Annotated in this window: 19 protein-coding genes; 12 read left to right on the forward strand and 7 right to left on the reverse strand. The window is 64.4% G+C overall.

From position 1 onward, the window contains the following. The first annotated feature begins 66 nt into the window (after window positions 1–66). The 5 genes from gnd (at window position 67) to ACWTU7_RS25905 (ending at window position 5,247) form a co-directional block, all read left to right on the forward strand. Window positions 67–1,083: a phosphogluconate dehydrogenase (NAD(+)-dependent, decarboxylating) gene (gene gnd / locus ACWTU7_RS25885; protein WP_455840847.1), complete on the forward strand. Its 1,017-nt coding sequence runs from the start codon at window positions 67–69 to the stop codon at window positions 1,081–1,083. A gap of 16 nt (window positions 1,084–1,099) precedes the next feature. Beyond that, window positions 1,100–2,476: a glucose-6-phosphate dehydrogenase gene (gene zwf, locus ACWTU7_RS25890; protein ID WP_455840848.1), complete on the forward strand. Its 1,377-nt coding sequence runs from the start codon at window positions 1,100–1,102 to the stop codon at window positions 2,474–2,476. Between the two features lie 17 nt (window positions 2,477–2,493). Beyond that, a complete protein-coding gene (locus ACWTU7_RS25895; RefSeq protein ID WP_455840849.1) occupies window positions 2,494–3,198 on the forward strand; it encodes an ROK family protein in 705 nt (234 codons plus the stop codon). A 147-nt stretch (window positions 3,199–3,345) separates the two neighbouring features. Next, window positions 3,346–3,807, forward strand: a complete 462-nt coding sequence (locus ACWTU7_RS25900; RefSeq protein WP_029349266.1) for a MucR family transcriptional regulator — start codon at window positions 3,346–3,348, stop codon at window positions 3,805–3,807. 207 nt (window positions 3,808–4,014) lie between these two features. Continuing rightward, entirely contained in the window at window positions 4,015–5,247 is a 1,233-nt protein-coding gene (locus tag ACWTU7_RS25905; RefSeq protein WP_455840850.1) for an MFS transporter, read from the forward strand. A 98-nt stretch (window positions 5,248–5,345) separates the two neighbouring features. On the opposite strand, the gene ACWTU7_RS25910 is transcribed toward ACWTU7_RS25905, so the two are convergent. Next, entirely contained in the window at window positions 5,346–5,948 is a 603-nt protein-coding gene (locus tag ACWTU7_RS25910; RefSeq protein WP_455840851.1) for a TetR/AcrR family transcriptional regulator, read from the reverse strand. A gap of 220 nt (window positions 5,949–6,168) precedes the next feature. Between ACWTU7_RS25910 and ACWTU7_RS25915 the strand changes: the two genes are divergently transcribed. Both ACWTU7_RS25915 and ACWTU7_RS25920 read left to right on the forward strand, forming a co-directional pair. After that, the gene (locus ACWTU7_RS25915; protein WP_455840852.1) at window positions 6,169–6,525 is read left to right on the forward strand and encodes a hypothetical protein; all 357 of its coding nucleotides are present in this window, start codon (window positions 6,169–6,171) and stop codon (window positions 6,523–6,525) included. 89 nt (window positions 6,526–6,614) lie between these two features. Beyond that, window positions 6,615–7,430: an oxidoreductase gene (locus ACWTU7_RS25920; RefSeq protein ID WP_455840853.1), complete on the forward strand. Its 816-nt coding sequence runs from the start codon at window positions 6,615–6,617 to the stop codon at window positions 7,428–7,430. Window positions 7,431–7,680: 250 nt separating this feature from the next. Here the strand turns inward: ACWTU7_RS25920 and ACWTU7_RS25925 are convergent, their stop codons facing one another. The 6 genes from ACWTU7_RS25925 to hemC form a co-directional block, all read right to left on the reverse strand. Then, a complete protein-coding gene (locus ACWTU7_RS25925; RefSeq protein ID WP_455840854.1) occupies window positions 7,681–8,397 on the reverse strand; it encodes a glutamine amidotransferase in 717 nt (238 codons plus the stop codon). 11 nt (window positions 8,398–8,408) lie between these two features. Next, window positions 8,409–8,888, reverse strand: coding sequence for a tellurite resistance TerB family protein (locus ACWTU7_RS25930; RefSeq protein WP_455840855.1), 480 nt, complete (start codon window positions 8,886–8,888; stop codon window positions 8,409–8,411). Between the two features lie 45 nt (window positions 8,889–8,933). After that, window positions 8,934–10,535: a heme biosynthesis HemY N-terminal domain-containing protein gene (locus tag ACWTU7_RS25935; RefSeq protein ID WP_455840856.1), complete on the reverse strand. Its 1,602-nt coding sequence runs from the start codon at window positions 10,533–10,535 to the stop codon at window positions 8,934–8,936. Window positions 10,536–10,545: 10 nt separating this feature from the next. After that, window positions 10,546–12,042 carry a COG4223 family protein gene (locus ACWTU7_RS25940; RefSeq protein WP_455840857.1) on the reverse strand — a complete coding sequence of 499 codons (1,497 nt, stop codon included), beginning with the start codon at window positions 12,040–12,042 and terminating at the stop codon, window positions 10,546–10,548. A gap of 311 nt (window positions 12,043–12,353) precedes the next feature. Then, window positions 12,354–13,070 carry a uroporphyrinogen-III synthase gene (locus ACWTU7_RS25945; RefSeq protein WP_455840858.1) on the reverse strand — a complete coding sequence of 239 codons (717 nt, stop codon included), beginning with the start codon at window positions 13,068–13,070 and terminating at the stop codon, window positions 12,354–12,356. Between the two features lies 1 nt (window position 13,071). Next, window positions 13,072–13,998: a hydroxymethylbilane synthase gene (gene hemC, locus ACWTU7_RS25950; RefSeq protein WP_455840859.1), complete on the reverse strand. Its 927-nt coding sequence runs from the start codon at window positions 13,996–13,998 to the stop codon at window positions 13,072–13,074. A gap of 105 nt (window positions 13,999–14,103) precedes the next feature. On the opposite strand from hemC, the gene tsaD reads away from it, so the two are divergent. From tsaD to ACWTU7_RS25975, 5 genes are read left to right on the forward strand one after another with little or no spacing between them, the layout of a single operon-like run. Further along, the gene (tsaD, locus tag ACWTU7_RS25955) at window positions 14,104–15,189 is read left to right on the forward strand and encodes a tRNA (adenosine(37)-N6)-threonylcarbamoyltransferase complex transferase subunit TsaD (protein ID WP_455840870.1); all 1,086 of its coding nucleotides are present in this window, start codon (window positions 14,104–14,106) and stop codon (window positions 15,187–15,189) included. Continuing rightward, window positions 15,186–16,196 (forward strand): NAD(P)H-dependent glycerol-3-phosphate dehydrogenase, encoded by a 1,011-nt coding sequence (locus ACWTU7_RS25960; RefSeq protein ID WP_095520100.1) that lies wholly within the window; start codon window positions 15,186–15,188, stop codon window positions 16,194–16,196. Before tsaD ends, ACWTU7_RS25960 begins: the two co-directional genes overlap by 4 nt. 24 nt (window positions 16,197–16,220) lie before the next feature. Further along, window positions 16,221–16,517, forward strand: coding sequence for a YciI-like protein (locus ACWTU7_RS25965; protein ID WP_065007224.1), 297 nt, complete (start codon window positions 16,221–16,223; stop codon window positions 16,515–16,517). Window positions 16,518–16,544: 27 nt separating this feature from the next. Continuing rightward, window positions 16,545–16,970, forward strand: a complete 426-nt coding sequence (locus ACWTU7_RS25970; RefSeq protein ID WP_029349291.1) for an EVE domain-containing protein — start codon at window positions 16,545–16,547, stop codon at window positions 16,968–16,970. 53 nt (window positions 16,971–17,023) lie between these two features. Continuing rightward, window positions 17,024–17,623, forward strand: coding sequence for a class I SAM-dependent methyltransferase (locus tag ACWTU7_RS25975; protein ID WP_206073394.1), 600 nt, complete (start codon window positions 17,024–17,026; stop codon window positions 17,621–17,623). The last annotated feature ends 23 nt before the right edge of the window (window positions 17,624–17,646 follow it).

Consider the following 17,646-nt stretch of genomic DNA (forward strand, 5'->3'; position numbering starts at 1 on the left):
GAAAAGATCATGCTCCAACGACAGAGCCAGTAGATCTTCTATCCCTCAAGAACCAGGACGAGAAACATGCAGATCGGAATGATGGGACTGGGCAGGATGGGCGCCAACATGGTGCGGCGCCTGCTGCGCGATGGCCACGAATGCGTGGTCTACGACATCAACCCGGCCAGCGTCGCCGCCCTTGTGACGGCTGGTGCGATCGGAGCGGCCTCGATGGAGGAGTTCGTCGGCAAGCTGACCAAGCCGCGCACCGCCTGGCTGATGCTGCCGGCGGCGATCACCAGCCGGATCGTCGACCAGGTCGCCGACCTTATGGAGCCGGGCGACATCATCGTCGACGGCGGCAATTCCTATTATCACGAGGCTGTCGACCATGCAGCCCGCCTGGCATTGAAAGGCCTGAACTATGTCGATGTCGGCACCAGCGGCGGCGTCTGGGGCCTCGAACGCGGCTATTGCCTGATGATCGGCGGCCCTGACGGCGCGGTCCAGCATCTCGACCCGGTCTTCGCCACCCTGGCGCCGGGTGCCGACGCCGGAGGGCCCGCCCCCGGCAAGGATGCAGGAACGGCCCCCTTCGGCTATCTCCATTGCGGACCGAGCGGCGCCGGCCATTTCGTCAAGATGGTCCACAACGGCATCGAGTACGGCGTCATGGCCGCCTATGCCGAGGGCATGAACATCCTGAAGTCGGCAAATGCGGGCAAGAGACAGCGGACGGCCGACGCTGAGACCAGTCCATTGGAAAACCCGCAATACTACCAGTTCGACATCGATATCGCAGAGGTGGCCGAGGTCTGGCGGCATGGCAGCGTCATCGGCTCCTGGCTGCTCGACCTTACGGCCGGCGCCTTGAAGGCCGACTCGGCGCTGACGCAGTTCGGCGGACGAGTCTCGGATTCAGGCGAAGGCCGCTGGACCTTGAAGGCGGCGATCGACACCGGCGTGCCGGCGCCGGTTCTGTCCTCGGCCCTGTTCGACCGCTTCTCCTCGCAAGGCGAATCCGAATTCGCCGACAAGCTGCTGTCCGCCATGCGCTATGCCTTTGGCGGCCATGTCGAAAAGCCGAAGACCGGCTCGTGACAGGGAAGGCACGCTCATGAACCAGGAACGGTCCGACACGCTGGTGCTTTTCGGGGCGACCGGCGACCTCGCCCACAAGAAGATATTCCCGGCACTTTACACCATGGTCGCCAAGGGAACGTTGACCGAGCCGGTGATCGGCGTCGCTTTCGACGCCTGGGACGTGAAGCAGTTGCAGGCGCGCGCCCGCGACGGCATCGTCAAGGCCATCGGCAAGGTCGACGAAAAGATCTTCGCGAAACTTGCGTCGCTGCTTCGTTATGTCAGCGGCGACTACCGTAGCGCCGCGACCTTCGAGAAGCTGAAAAGCGCGCTGGGAACCGCACAGCACCCGCTGCATTATCTGGCGGTGCCGCCGACCATGTTCGAGACGGTCATCCAGGGGCTGGAACAGTCGAGCGCGGCCCAGGGCGCGCGCCTGATGGTGGAAAAGCCTTTCGGCCACGATCTGCAATCGGCGCGCTGGTTGAACCGGGTCCTGCACCTGGTATTCGAAGAGCAGTCGATCTTTCGCATCGACCATTATCTCGGCAAGGAGGCGATCCAGAACCTGCTCTATTTTCGCTTCGCCAATTCTTTTCTCGAGCCGATCTGGAACCGCAATTTCGTCGAGAGCGTGCAGATCACCATGGCCGAGGATTTCGGCGTCGAAGGCCGCGGCCGCTTCTATGACGAGGTCGGCTGCATCCGCGACGTCATCGAGAACCATCTGCTCAACATCCTGCTGCTGCTTGCCATGGAGCCGCCCGTTGGCCGCTCGGCCGACGATCTGATCGACGAGAAGGTGCAGGTGCTGCGGGCGATCCGGACGCTGACCAAGGACGATGTCGTGCGCGGCCAATTCAGGGGCTATCTCCGCGAGCCGGGCGTCGCGCCGAATTCGCCGGTCGAGACCTTTGCGGCGGTGCGGTTTTTCGTCGACACCTGGCGCTGGCAGGACGTGCCCTTTTTCATCCGCGCCGGCAAATCAATGCCGGTGCACGCCACTGAGGTCATCGTCCGGCTGAAGCGGCCGCCGCTTAATGTCTTCGACCCTATCAAGCCCGACGATGCCAACTACGTGCGCTTCCGCATCGACCCGCAGGTGGCGATCTCGATCGGCGCCCAGCGCAAGGCTGCCGGTGACGACATGATCGGCGAGCAGGTCGAACTCACCGCGCTCGACGACAGCAAGGGCGACATGCCGCCCTATGAGCGGCTGATCGGCGACGCGATGAACGGCAACGGCCAGTTGTTCACCCGCCAGGACGCCAGCGAACTCGCCTGGCGAATCGTCGGCCCGGTGCTCGGCGACACCACGCCGCCTCATCTCTATGAGCCGGGGACATGGGGGCCCGCCGATGCGATGGCCGGGTTCGGACCGCCGAACGGCTGGATCAATCCGGCGAAATGAACTCGAGAGGCGACGCAATGGCCAAAGCGGCGAAAAGGCCTGCACCGGACAGCGAGAAGATCGTACTTGCGATCGATATTGGCGGCTCCCATGTCAAGATCCTCACCAGCGCCGGCGGCGAGGAGCGCAGAACCGATTCCGGGCCGGGTCTGACGCCGCAGCAGATGATCGCGGCCGTGCAGACGCTCGCCGACGGTTTGCCCTACGACGTCATCTCGATGGGTTATCCCGGCCCGGTGCACCACAACAGGCCGCTGACCGACCCCGCCAATCTCGGCAAGGGCTGGGTCGGATGCGACTTCGCAACGCAGTTCGGCAAGCCGGTAAAGGTGGTCAACGACGCGCTGATGCAGGCCGTCGGCAGTTACGAAGGCCGGCGGATGCTGTTCCTCGGCCTCGGGACGGGGCTCGGTGCTGCGATGATTGTGGACAATGTCGCCCAGCCGATGGAACTCGCGCATCTTCCCTACAAGAAGGGCGGCAGTTTTGAGGATTATGTCGGCGAACGCGGCCTTGAAAAGCGCGGCAAGAAGAAATGGCGCAAACACGTGTTCGACGTCGTCGAGCGGCTGCGCGCCGCCATGCAGCCTGACTATGTGGTCATCGGCGGCGGCAATGTCGACAAACTGGACGAATTGCCTGCCGGTTGCAGGCGGGGCGACAACACACGCGCCTTCGAAGGTGGATTTCGACTGTGGCGCGACAAATCCCTGATCGTCTGATATTATGGGGGTTTAGGGCCAGACCTGTTGATCTGGCCCAGCCGTTAGTATTGTTATTCAAAATAATGTGTGGCGTGGTGCGCCGTCATTGCGTTACGCAGATTTGCCGACTAGGAACTCTGCGACCCCACTAACGGAGAAAATAGATTGACCGACGACAGCAACAAAGCCCGCAAGGACATTGACCTTCTCGAGTTGACCGCTCACATCGTGTCCGCTTACGTCGAGAAGAACCGCTTGCCCGCTTCCGGCCTCGGCGATCTCATCGCCAGCGTCAGCGCGTCGATAGGTGGGCTCGGACAACCCGCCGCTCCGGTGGCAGCGCCGCTGATTCCGGCGGTCAATCCCAAGAAATCGGTGACGCCGGACTACATCATCTGCCTCGAAGACGGCAAGAAGTTCAAATCCCTGAAGCGCCATATTGGCGTTCATTTCGGGCTGACGCCGGATGCCTACCGCGCCAAATGGGGCTTGCCGGCCGACTATCCGATGGTTGCCCCCACCTACGCGGCCTCGCGCTCGCAGTTGGCGAAGGCGATCGGCCTTGGCCGCAAGGCCGCCCCGCCGGCGCCGGTCAAGAAGACCAGGAAGCCCAAGGCGACGGTCTGACACGTCATTCGAAGCCCGGCAAATGGAAGCCTCGAAGATTGGCGCAAAGGACCTCGACCTGTGCGCCAAAATAACCTCTCCACCTCCGCCATTTACAATTAGCATGGTAGCGCGAAATCCTTGATCCAGAGCCGATTTTTGCGCGCGCCCCACACCGAACTGCGCTAAAAGCGCTGTGGTCGGACCAGCGCCCGGGGCCATTCACAAATGACATCGGAACCCGATGCATCGCGCTATGCCGCCTTCCGCCACAAACCCTTCCTGAGCTATTGGGCGGCGCGCTTCCTCTCCACATTCGCCACCCAGATCGTATCCGTCGCCGTCGGCTGGCAGGTGTACGACCTGACCCGCGATCCGTTCGATCTCGGACTTGTCGGCATTGTCCAGTTCCTGCCTTCGCTGCTGCTGGTGCTCGTCACCGGGGTGGTCGCCGACCGTTTCGGCCGCCGGCTGATCATGGCGCTGACGGCGCTGCTGGAGGCGATCTGCGCGTTGGCGCTGCTGCTGCTGACGCTGCGCGGCCTTAGCGGGCCGGGGTTGATCTTCGGCGTGCTCGCCATGTTCGGCATCGCGCGCGCCTTCTTCGGACCGGCCGCGGCGTCGCTGTTCGCCAACCTCGTGCCGCCAAAGGATTTCGGCAACGCGATCGCCTGGAATTCGTCAGCCTGGCAGACGGCGACCATCGTCGGACCGGTCGCCGGCGGCCTGCTCTACGGGCTTTCGGCGGAAGCGGCATACGGCACCGCAGCCGTCCTGATGTTTGTCGCCGCAGTGCTGGTCTTCAGCATCCCGAAGCCTGCCCAGCGCAGCGAGACCGATAGGCCGACGATGCAGACCCTGTTTGCCGGCTTCGGCTATATCTGGAACGAAAAGATCGTGCTCGGCGCCATTTCGCTCGATTTGTTCGCCGTGCTTTTGTCCGGCGCCACGGCACTGCTGCCGGTCTACGCGCGCGACATCCTAGAACTCGGCCCCTGGGGTCTCGGGTTGTTGCGTTCGGCGCCGGGGATCGGCGCCATCTGCGTTGCCATCTGGCTGGCCGGACATCCGATCCGCAATCATGCCGGCGTGGTCATGCTCGGCTTCGTCGCGCTGTTCGGCGCCTTTACCGTGCTGTTCGGCCTCTCCACCATCACCTGGTTGTCGATCGCAGCGCTCGCCTTGCTCGGCGCCACCGATATGTTCAGCGTCTACATCAGAGAGACGCTGATCCAGCTGTGGACGCCGGACAAGGTGCGCGGCCGCGTCAACGCCGTCAATCAGGTTTTCGTCGGCGCCTCCAACGAGCTCGGCGAATTCCGCGCGGGCACCATGGCGGCATTGATCGGCACCGTGCCCGCGGTGGTGATTGGCGGCGTCGGCGCAGTCGTTGTCGCCGGGCTGTGGGCGGTGCTGTTCCCGCAACTGCGCAAGGTGCGGCACCTGAATGGCCGAAACTGATCCGGGGCACACTGATCCGAGATACGGGACCGCGAGTCCCGAATGACCCCGCGCTCGCCACGTAGCGCCTCTTTCCAGCAGCTCCCAACCATAAATAGTCAGTTCTCCAGACCTTCGAGCAGCGTGAGGAGGGCGGCGTCCAGGGGATTTGGGCCGACTTTTTCGAGTTGGAACAAACCTTCCATGGTCAACATGGTGATGCCATGGACTTGCGCCCAACAGGCTGCCGCGCGACCCCGCACGTCGCGCTTGCGCAGCACGCCCTCGGCCTCGCCCCGCTCCAGCAATGCGATCACCACGCCAAACACAGCGAGCGCCCTCTCGCTCAGATGCACGTCCGCTGCCTTGCCGGCCTCCGCGCTGAACATGAGCCGGTAGAGACCCGGATTTGAGGTTCCAAACCGAACATAGGCCCGGCCGACGGCGAGAAATTCGTCCCGCCAGGAATTTGCCCCTCTTGGCTTTGCCGTCGTCATCGCCTCATGCAGCCTGTCGAATCCCAGCAGCGCCATTTCGGCAAGCAGGGCGGCCTTGTCCGGAAAGTGCTTGTAGGGAGCGGCATGGCTGACGCCGGCACGGCGCGCCACTTCCCTCAGAGTGAACTGCCAGCCCTTTTCCTCGTGCAGCATGGCCATGGCGGTCTCGATGATCGCGTACCTCAGATTTCCGTGGTGGTAGGGACGATCGGTGGCTTCTTGCATGCTGGCTCACAAAGTTATCATCAGAAACATTGTTGACATTGCCTACTTTCGGGCTTATGTCAATGCCTGAAAGTTAACGCTGTCAACATTGGAGCCTGCTATGAACACCGTTGCAAATGAAGTCGGAACCCGCCTCGCCCTTGCTCATCAGCGCGCGCAATCGGCGCATCCTGCCCTCCCGGACCGGCCGAGAGCGGCACAGTCCAAACGGAGCCTCGCGATGATCAATCTCATCGGTGGTGTGGTGGCATTCGGCCTGGCCGCGTCTCCGCTGCATGCCGGTGAGCTGCCGGCCATGGCGGGGGAGAGTATCCGTATCGGCGGCCTTCATGGCGTCCTCTACTACACCAACGACAATGACGGCTATCGGGTGATCGCAACGATGGCGGATGGTGAGGCCGGGGCTCCGGTGCGCTTCTCGGCCACCCTCGCCGAAGGGCAGTCAGCCACCATATCGGTGCCGGGAAAATTGGGCGAACCTGACCAAAGCCTCGAGATGTCGCGCTCGGGCGACAAGCTTACCGTCACCGAGGTGGGATCGGTGTCCGACCAGAAAACTGGGGCCATTGCCGAGTAATGGCTTCACTAGGTCGCCGGGGCGTGCGCCACATCTCCATTTGTGCGCACGCCTGCAGCCGGTAATCCAGCACAAGGAAAGTGATTTCCATGAACAAGACCAATCTTGGCGTCGCCCTGGTGACGGGCGCATCCACCGGCATCGGCCACGCAACGGCCAAAGCCCTGCAGAATGCCGGCTTTCGCGTGTTCGGAACCAGCCGTCGCGCGGTCGCCGAACGATCCGACGGCATTACCATGCTGACCTGCGACGTCACCGATGACGCGTCCGTGGCGAAACTGGTCGATGACGTTCTGGCCGAGGCCGGGCGTATTGATCTGCTCGTCAACAATGCCGGCATGGGTCTGCTTGGCGGCGCGGAAGAGTCCTCGATGGCCCAGGCTCAGTCGTTGTTCGACGTGAACGTCTTCGGCGTTTTCCGCGTGACCAACGCGGTGTTGCCGACAATGCGCCGCCAAGGAAAGGGCAGGATCGTCAATTTGAGCTCGGTGCAGGGTTTCATCCCAGCGCCCTATTTCGCGCTTTATGCGTCGACCAAACATGCCATTGAAGGCTATTCCGAATCGCTCGACCACGAACTGCGCCCGTTCGGAGTTCGCGTCGTGCTGGTCGAGCCCGCCTATACCCGTACGTTATTCGAAGACAATCTCGCCAAGCCGGATCAGTTGCTTGATATCTATGACTCTGCGCGCGCTGGCATGAATGTAGCCGTGCGGAAGGCGATGGAAAAAGGCGATGCGCCCGAAGTGGTAGCCAAGACCGTATTGGCGGCTGCGACCGATCCCGCTCCTAAGAGGCGCTATCCGGCGGGAAAAATGGCGCGCCAGGTCAGTTTCCTGCGCCGTTTCGTCCCGGCATCCGCATTCGACAAAAGCCTGCGTAAGCAGAACGGGCTGCCGGTCTGACGTCCATGTCAACGACTGCTGCTTCCGTCGAACCGGCAAGCCAGGCTGCTGTCGCTCGGTTCACCGCTTCGGCAGGCAGACCTTGCCGTCCGGTGGGCTGACGAAACTCTTGGCGCATTGTCGGCTCCGGCGGTGGCGGGACTTGGAATCGGTGGCACGACTCCGGACACCTGAAGCCGCAGCGCCTCGTCCCCAAAAACGGCGATACAAAATTAGATCAATAGTTTGCGTTTATAGACGCAAAACTAGATCAGGACAGCGCGGGCTTACCGAAGATCGTCTGCAGGAATTCGCCGAGCCAGCGCTTCAGATGCATGTCCCAGATTAGCCGGCCGCCGAGATGGTCGCGGCCGGGCTGCGCGCCGGGCAGTTCGAAGCGATGCGCGCCGCGAACGACCCAGCGCTGCATCATCGCCCTGGTCAATTCGCCATGGAACTGGATGCCCCAGGCATTGTCGCCATAACGAAAGGCCTGGTTGGGATAGGTTTCGGCCGTCGCCAGCAGCGTCGCATCCTTCGGCAGCGAGAAGCCCTCGCGGTGAAACTGGTAGACCATCTCAGGCCAGCGCATCAGCTTCCTGCCATCCTCCGTCGCTTTCAGCGGATACCAGCCGATCTCGACCAGCCCCTCGCCATGCCCCTCGACCTTGCCGCCAAGATGTTTGACCAGCATCTGCGCGCCGAGGCAGATGCCGAGCAACGGCCGGTTCTCCCGGAGCGGAACTTTCAGCCAGTCGGTCTCGCGGCGGACGAAGTCGTCCTCGTCATTGGCGCTCATCGGTCCGCCGAACACCACGGTTCCGGCATGACCGTCCAGTGTTTCCGGCAAGGCGTCGCCGAGCGGCGGGCAGCGGAGATCGAGGTCGAACCCCTCTTCGATAAGCATGTGGCCGACGCGCCCGGGGCTCGAACTCTCCTGATGCAGCACGATCAGGATTTTTGGTCTCGGCCTCGGCGTGGATGGCATGGGTATCCTGTCTATTCGTCGCTCGACGTTCCAGTAGCACCCGGCGCTTCGGCGGCCGCCTTGCGGCGAGCCTCGACGCGGTCGTGGCGTTCGACATCCATCAGCTCGGCGACCCGCCAGACGATATTGTCCTCGAGTTCGTGCAATTCGCCATCGGCATAGACGATCTCCCACATCAGGCCAATGAAGGCTTTTCGCGCGTCCGGATCGAGCTGACGCTTCAAAACACTGGTGAAGGCGTAGAGGTCGATCGCCTCATTGTCGGCCCGCTCGCCGGCAGCGGCAAGCGCGTCGAGCTCGTCGCCGCTGATCGAATAGCTTTCCGCCAGCACCGCCTTGAACCGCTCCCATTCGGCATCCTGACGCACGCCGTCGGCACTCATCACATGGTAGAGAAGGGCGGAAGCGGCAATGCGCGGATCATCGGCGTTGTTGCGGGCGCTGCCAGCTGCCGGCAGGTCCTTCAGAAACGACAGAACGCGTTCGAACATGTGATTCCTACTTCCCATCGGCCAAAACTATCAAGCTCAGCCGAATCAAAACAATCGAAACTTGCGTGGTGATTTTTGGTCTTGGTCGTCCGGATCGACGCCGGGATCGTCGGGCAGCCGGGCCAGTTCCTCCGCCGGTTCGACAGCTTCGGCATCCGGCGGCACCGCGGCAAACGCCGTGGCGTTGACCGGCGCAACATCGTCTTCGCCACTTTCCGAGGCCGCCGCGGTGGTCGGTCTTTCGGCCGAACCAGCGGGGTTCAGCTCGATCACATTTTCTTTTGCCGGCTCGATGGGCGCCGCAATCGTCGGCACTGCGGCGTCCGGCGCGTCCTCATCACTGTCGATGAGCTGGCCGAGCCGCTCCATCGGCGCCCGCCACTCAAAGGCGTCAAGCTTGCCGGTGATCGGCGACACCGGCGCCCAGCGTTCGGAGACGACGCCGTCGGCAACCCAGGCCGGATCGCGCGGTGCACGCACTGCCTTGGACAAAAGTTGCCGAATCTTGCCCTGATCGCCGGTCTCGGCCTCCTCAATGTCGGCCAGAAGCAGATAGGCGCCTTCGCGGCGATCCATGCGTATGGCTGCCTCGGCCTCTTTGCGGGCGGTTGAAAAGTCCTGCGCGTCGAGTGCGGCGCGTGCCACCGCCAGCGATGATTCGGCGTGGTTCTTCTTCATCTCCTGCAGCTTCTTCGCCCGGTTCAGGCGGTCGAGCACGGCATCGCCCGGCCGGGCGTGGGTGTAAAGCTCCGCGATCTCCGGATGCGGCTCGGCTTTCCACGCCGCTTCCAGTATCTTCGCGCCCTTGCGCACATCATTCTGTCTGAACAGCAGTTTGGCTGCGATCACCGCCGCCGGCGCGAAATCCGGCCGCAGCCGGTTGGCCTCGAGAGCAGCGGTTTTGGCGGCATTGGGATCGCTGTCGATCAGCGCCTGCGCCTTGGCAGTGAGCAGCACGGCGCGACGCCGGTTGGCGGCGTCGCGTTCGATCTGGCGCGTCGATTTCTGCGCCTCAACCAGTTTCAGCGCGCCGTCCCAGTCGCCGCGCCCGGTCAGATCTTCCAGCGTCGATTCGGCGGCCCAGGCCAGCTGCGGCGCCATCGCCGCTGCGCGGCCGGCATAGTGCCGCGCCGCGTTGCGATCGCCGAGGCGCTCGGCCTCGAGGTAGAGCCCGCGCAGGCCGAGCAGCCGCATTTCGCGATCGTCGAGCATGGTCTCGAACTTTTCGCGGGCACCCTCATGGTCGCCTTCGAGCAGCGAGGCTTGCGCCTCGAGCAGGTGGATCAGCGGCTCCTGGTCGGAGCGAATGAGCTTTGCCGCTTCCTTGGTCTTCTTGCGGGCGAGCGCTCCGTCACCGGCGCCGGCGGCGATCATGCCGGTCGACAGCGCCTGATAGCCACGGTCGCGACGGCGTACGCGGAAATAGCGCGATATGGTGTAGGGGCTGTTCCACAGCGCCTTGAGCAACCACCAGACGATCATCACCGCGGCGACCACGGCGACAACTGCCACCGCCGCCACCATCAGGCTGACCTGGTATTGATAGCCGCTGAAGGTGACGACCATCTCGCCCGGCCGGTCGGCCAGCCAAGCGAAACCCAGCCCGAGCACGAAAACGACGGCGAGGAAAAGCAGAATGCGAATCATCGGGTTTTCCTCACGCCTTCATCGCACTGGCGATCAGCGCCTCGATCTGCGTCTCGACTTCGGTCCGCGCCTTCAGTTTGCCGGCAAATTCGGCGCCGGCGGCCTTGGCCGCCTCGGGCAGTGTGTCGTATTCGCTGAGCGCCTTGGCGTAGTCGCCCTGGTTGACCGCCACCTCCATACGCGCGACGGTTTCCGGCGCCCCGGCGCCTTCGACGGCGCCGATCGGCCGGACCTTGACCAGCGATTCGGCGCTCGACAACAGGTTTTGCAGGAAGCCGGCATTCTGGTCGACGGGCTCCGAGGCAGCGACCATGGCATTGGCCGCGGCGGGCATTTCGGCGGCGATCTCAGCCCGGGTCGGAACGCCGTTCTCGGCGTAGCTACGCAAGGTCGCGAGCTCCGGCGCATCGGGTGAAATCGCCGCAAAGGTTTCGAGTTCGGCCGCGAAAGGCGCACCGCGGTCGAGTGCTGCCTTCAGCGCCGATGCGGCAATGGCGAGCGCGATCTTCGGTTGCGCTGCCTGTGCCTCGAGCTTGCCGGAAAGCTGCGACACGGATTGTTCCAGCGCCGCAAGCCGACCTTCCTGCGCTTTCGCCGTCTCGCCGGCGGATTTCACCAGTGCGTCGAGCCCGACCAGCTTTTCGTTGAGCGGGCCGAGATCGACCGGCGTCGTATTGCCGGTCTGGCCAAGAGCCGCAATCTCCGTCTCGATCTGCCTGACCTTGTCGCCAAGGGCTGCAAGCCCGGCACTGTCGCCTGCTCCACCCTGCTCGACCGCCGATTTCAGCGCAGCGACATCCGTCTTGACCTGATCCAGGGCCGACGACAGCCCGTCCACCTTGGCCGATGCATCATTGTTGCCGCCTGTGTCCTTGAGCCCGGCGATCTCGCTCTTTAGCGAAGCGATTTCGCCATTGATGCCATCGAGCGATACGCCGCCCGAGGAGACATCGCCAGCCCCTGGCGCGCCGAGCAAGCCGGCAAACTGCAGCCCTCCGGCGGCGGCGAGTGCGATGACGCCGCCGATAATGCCGGCAGCGATGCCGTTGATGCCGCCACGCTTCGGCTGCGCCATGTATTCATTCCCTGTCTGGGCTTCCCTCGGCGCTTCATCGGTCCCGCTGCTGGTCCCCGTCCCGCTGGCTTTGGCGGATGCATCGTCGAAACTGTAGTCGAAGGCCCGGTTCGCCGACGCCTCCGAGCCGGCCGGATAAGTCGGTTTGGGTCCTTCGGCACCTTTGGCGCCACCCTCTGCCGACTCTTCCGAGCCGGCCGGCGGGGCCGCGTCGGCATGTTCCCACGGCTCGATATCGGTCTGATCGGCATGCACGGGTTCATCAGGCGCTTCCGGCTGCGACGCGTTTGCCGCTTCCTCCGCCTTCGCCTCGTCGGTCCGCCCGTTGGCGGCATCCTCGTCGGCAACGCGCGAGACGGCGCCGGGTTCGAGCTCGATGGTCACCGGCTCACGACGGCTTTTCGAATGCCGCATCTTCGGCGTCTTGACCATGCTTGGGCTCCACAAAATTCGCTTCGGGATGGTTCAGAAAGGGTCTAGCACATCACCAAGCGATGAAAAGGGCGGCGTGATGACGCCGTGGCTTCGGGGTCGGTTTTGGCGAGACGCCAGGGCGCGTGTCTGCGCTTCAGGGAGATCAGAAACAAAAAAAACCGCCTTGGCGGCGGGTCGTCGGCGCGAATGGGCACGACAAGCATTTGTTAGCACAGCTGCCGGCACAAAGCAAGAACAAACATGCCGATCCAGGCAGTCGCCCCCGCGCTGACGCCCGGGACGGGCAGGCAAGCAACGGCAGGCGCCGGTCAGCGCCGCGCCTGCAAAAGGCCCAGCAGCGCATCTTCGCTGGGCTCAGGCGCTATCCGGAACCTGTCGCCGGCGACATCGTCCAACGCCGCGGCAATGCGCGCCGACAAAGCGAAAAAAACCGTCCTCTCAAAAACGCCAAGCAGCGCCGGCCGGCCGGCCAGTGCCTGCATCGCTGTGGCCGCGTTGGCCGAATAGAGCAGCACCGCCTCGACCGGCAGGCCGGACAAGCGCGCAAGAACGGCTTCGTCGGAATAGTCCAGCGCGACGGTGTCATAGGTCTCGACGGCGCGGACGTGAACGCCTGCCGCCTGCAGCCGCTGCTCGAAACCCGGAAACCGCACGCGCCCGCACAGATAGACGATGGTCTGTCCGGCGTAATCGCCGGCAAGCGCATCCGCCAGCGCCTGGGCATCGCCGGGGCCTTCGCTGACGGAGAAGAATCCCGCAGTGTGGGCCGCTTCCGCGGTCCTTTTACCGACGGCATGGCAGGGCAAGCCGGCGAGCGCTGCGATGATTTCCTTCGGCGCGTGACGCACGGCATTGGCGCTGGTGACGGCAACGGCCACGGCATTGTCTGCGACCCCGTCCGCATCGACCGGCAGAGCGACCGTTTCGGTCAATGGCAGCAGGATCGGCTGAAAACCCTGGTCCAAAAGCCGCAGCGCCGTGCGCGAGGCGCCCGGTTCCGGCCTCGTCACCAGGACACGAACCATGTCAGGCCCAGCCGTCGAAGAATTTTTCGCCGGCCTTGGCCCGTACGGTCCTGGCGGCATCCTCGCCGATGTGGGCGGCGTCCTGCACCGGACCTTCCGCCTTCACCTCATGGGACTGCGTACCGTCCGGCGAGATTATCAGGCCGGCAAAGACAACCGTTCCGCCCGATATCGTCGCATGGCCGGCGATCGGCGTGCGGCACGACCCGTCGAGCGCTGCCAGGAAAGCGCGTTCGCAGGTCAGCGCCTGTCCGGTCGGCACGTCATGGATTGCCGTCAGCATCTTTTCTACATCGAGGTCGCCGATGCGACTTTCGATGCAGATCGCGCCCTGCCCCGGCGCCGGCGGAAAGGTGTCGAGCGGCATCAGGTCGGTGATGACATTTTCGAGCCCGAGTCGCTTCAGCCCGGCATAGGCAAGGATGGTGCCGTCGGCGACGCCCTCGTCGAGCTTGCGCAGCCGCGTCTGCACATTGCCGCGGAACATCACCACGTCGAGGTCCGGCCGCATCCGCCGGATCAGCGCCTGGCGCCGCAGCGACGACGAACCAACCTTTGCGCCGTGCGGCAATCCGGCGATCGTTTTCGCCGCCTTGCCGACGAAAGCGTCCCGGGCGTCCTCGCGTGGCAGGAAGGCGGACAGTTCCAGCCCGTCGGGCAACACCGTCGGCATGTCCTTCGACGAATGCACGGCGATGTCGATACGGCGCGCCAGCAGCGCTTCCTCGATCTCCTTGGTGAACAGGCCCTTGCCGCCGGCTTCCGACAGCGGCCGGTCCTGGATGCGGTCGCCGCTGGTCGAGATGACGACCACTTCAAATGCCTCAACCGGCATGCCGTGCGCGGCCATCAGTCGCGCCTGCGTTTCATGCGCCTGCGCCAGCGCCAGCGGGCTGCCGCGTGTTCCGATTTTCAAGGTTGTTTGCATGGCGCGCCGTCCGTGATAACCCCCGGCAGATTGAGGCCGTTTTCCGGCCTTCCTCCTAACGGGGAAAGACTGGTTGCACAATCTCTAGGGGATAGCGACGAATTGATCCGCGTTCTGGGCATTGAGACGAGTTGCGACGAGACCGCCGCGAGCGTGGTGGCGCTGGACGGCGGCGGCGCGCCGAAAATCCTGTCCGATATCGTGCTCAGCCAGATCGAGGAGCATGCCGCCTTCGGCGGCGTCGTGCCGGAAATCGCCGCGCGCGCCCATGTCGAGGCGCTGGACGGCATCATCGAGGCAGCGCTCGCCGATTCGAGCGTCGATCTCGCCGACATCGACGCGATCGCCGCGACCGCCGGGCCCGGCCTGGTCGGCGGGCTGATCGTCGGGCTGATGACGGCCAAGGCGATCGCCGCCGCGGCGAACAAGCCGCTGATCGCCATCAACCATCTCGAAGGCCACGCGCTGACCGCGCGGCTGACCGACGGGCTCGATTTTCCCTACCTGTTGCTGCTGGTGTCCGGCGGCCACACGCAGATCGTCGCGGTGCGTGGCGTTGGCGACTATCAGCGCTGGGCGACAACCATCGACGATGCGCTCGGCGAAGCCTTCGACAAGACGGCCAAGATGCTCGGCCTGCCCTACCCTGGCGGGCCGAATGTCGAGAAGGCGGCGGCGACCGGCGACGTCGCACGCTTCGCCTTCCCGCGGCCGATGAAGGGATCGGCGCAGCCCGATTTCTCCTTTTCCGGGCTGAAGACCGCCGTGCGTCAGGCAGCAACGGCCATTGCCCCGTTGAGCGACCAGGACGTCGCCGACATCTGCGCCTCGTTCCAGGCGGCGGTGGCGGATGCGCTGGACGATCGTGTTTCGAGGGCGCTGAACCGATTCCGTCAGGAGTTTCCAGGCGAGATGGAGCCTGCGCTCGTCGTCGCCGGCGGCGTCGCTGCCAACCGGACGATCAAGGCGACACTCGAAGCCCTATGCGAGAAAGCCGGCTTTGCTTTCGTCGCACCGCCGCTCAAACTCTGCACCGACAATGCGGCGATGATCGCCTGGGCCGGCATCGAACGGCTGCGCGTCGGCATCGCGGGTGAGAACGCCGCCGATTTCGTGCCGCGCTCGCGCTGGCCGCTGGACAGTATCTCTGCCCCGATGGTCGGCTCGGGCCGGCGCGGAGCCAAGGCATGACCGGTAGCGGGCACAAGGCGCCAAGCGGTTGGCGCATTGCCGTGCTCGGCGGCGGTGCCTGGGGCACGGCGCTGGCGCTGGCCATGCTGCGAGCCGGTCATTTCGTCCGCCTCTATGCGCGCGACCCGGAGACCGTCGCCGCGATCGACCGTGGCGAAAATCCGCGCTATCTGCCGGGCATCGCGCTCCAGGCCGGCATCGTGGCAACGAGCGACATCGAGGCCGCGCTCGACGGCGCCGACTGCGTTCTGGCGGTGGCGCCGGCGCAGTCGCTTCGCGCCATGCTGGCCACCGCGAAAACCCATATGCCGAAAGGCGTCCCGCTGGTTCTCTGCGCCAAGGGCATCGAGCGCGACACCGGCGCGCTGCTGTCGGCCATCGCTAGAGAGATCCTGCCTGAAAATCCGGTCGCCGCCCTGTCCGGCCCAAGCTTCGCCACCGACGTCGCCAGGGGCCTGCCGACGGCCGTGGTGGTCGCCGCCCGCGACGAGGATCTGGCGGCCGACCTGGCCGCCCGCTTCTCGGCGCAAAACCTGCGCTGCTATTCGAGCGACGATCTCATCGGCGTCGAGATCGGCGGCGCGCTGAAGAACGTCTTCGCCATTGCCGCCGGTGCCGTCACCGGCGCCGCGCTCGGCGCCAGCGCCCAGGCCGCCATGGTGACCCGCGGCTTCGTCGAATTGCGCCGCATCGGTGCTGCCTTCGGCGCCAGGCCGGAAACGCTGATGGGACTTTCCGGCCTCGGCGATCTTTTGCTCACCTGCTCGTCCGCCCAGTCGCGCAATTTCGCCTACGGGCTGGCGCTGGGACAAGGCAAGCCACTTGCCGGCCTGCCATTGGCCGAAGGCGTGCCGACGGCGGCGATCGCCGCCCGCATTGCCGCCGAGCGCAAGATCGATGCGCCGATCATCACCGCCGTTGCCGCCATACTAGACGGCACGATCACCATCCGCCAGGCTGTCGCGGCGCTGATGACAAGGCCGCTGAAGACCGAAACCGACGTGTAATTTCGAACAATCCGGAGATGGAAGATGCTGTTTGCGTTGATTTGCAAGGACAAGCCTGGAAGCCTGCAGGTGCGGCTCGATACCCGGCCCGAGCATGTTGCCTTCCTGGAAGGATTGAACGGCGAGAAGAAGCTGGCCTTCGCCGGTCCGTTCCTCGAGGCCGACGGCAAGCCGAACGGCAGCCTCGTCGTGGTCGAGGCGCCCGATCTGGCCGCGGCACAAGCGCTGTCGGCGGCAGACCCCTATGCCAAGGCCGGGCTGTTCGAAAGCGTCGAAATCCGGCAATGGAATTGGACCTTCAACAAGCCGGCGGCTGCCTGATCGCCAGCTGCTAGGAGGAGCAAAAAAATGAACTACTGGCTGTTCAAATCTGAACCCTCGGTCTTCTCCTTCGAGGACCTCAAGGCGAAGGGCAAAGCCGGCACGCAATGGGACGGCGTGCGCAATTATGCGGCGCGCAACAATATGAAGGCGATGCAGATCGGCGACCTCGGCTTCTTCTACCACTCCAATGACGGGCTCGATGTGGTCGGCATCGCCGAGGTCTGCGCGCTGGCTCATCAGGACACGACTACCGACGATCCGCGCTGGGAATGCGTCGATATCCGCGCCGTAAAGGATATGCCGAAGCCGGTGACGCTGGAACAGGTCAAGGCCAATCCCAAGCTTGCCGAGATGGCACTGGTCCGGCTCGGACGGCTTTCCGTGCAGCCGGTGACGCCGGCCGAATGGAAAGAGGTCTGCCGCATGGGCGGCCTGACGCCGGCTCCGTGACGGCGCTGACGCCGAACAGCGCGGAAAGCTTCATCCTCGACAACACGGCGCTGATGGCGCCGCCGCATGTGCCGGAGATCCTGCTGCATCTGGCCGACGAAGCGCATGATCTGTGGCAGCGGACCGAGGACGAACTGGCCGAAATCGGCCTGCCGCCGCCGTTCTGGGCTTTCGCCTGGGCCGGCGGCCAAGGCCTTGCCCGCTATATCCTCGACAATCCGTCTGATGTGCAGGGCAAGCGCGTGCTCGACTTTGCCTCCGGTTCCGGCCTTGTCGCCATTGCCGCGGCGAAGGCGGGCGCGGCAGAGGTGATCGCCGCCGACATCGACCCGTTCTGCGCGACCGCGATCCGCCTCAACGCTGAGGCCAATGATGTCGGGATAAAGTTCCTCGGCTCGGACTGCATCGGAGCCGATGCGGGCTGGGATGTGGTTCTGGCCGGCGACGTCTTCTACGACAAATCCTTCGCCGACCGGCTAATGCCATGGTTCGCGACGCTGAAGGCGCGCGGCGCCGACATTATCGTCGGCGATCCCGGCCGTTCTTATATGCCGCAAGCAGGACTGGAGCCGCTTGCCGTCTATGAAGTGGCGGTAACCCGGGCACTGGAAGACGCCTTGGTTAAGCGCACGACCGTCTGGCGGTTTGCTTGACGGTATCGCCGAACGGGCGTTCC

The sequence above is a fragment of the Mesorhizobium sp. BHscii genome, from assembly GCF_053848065.1.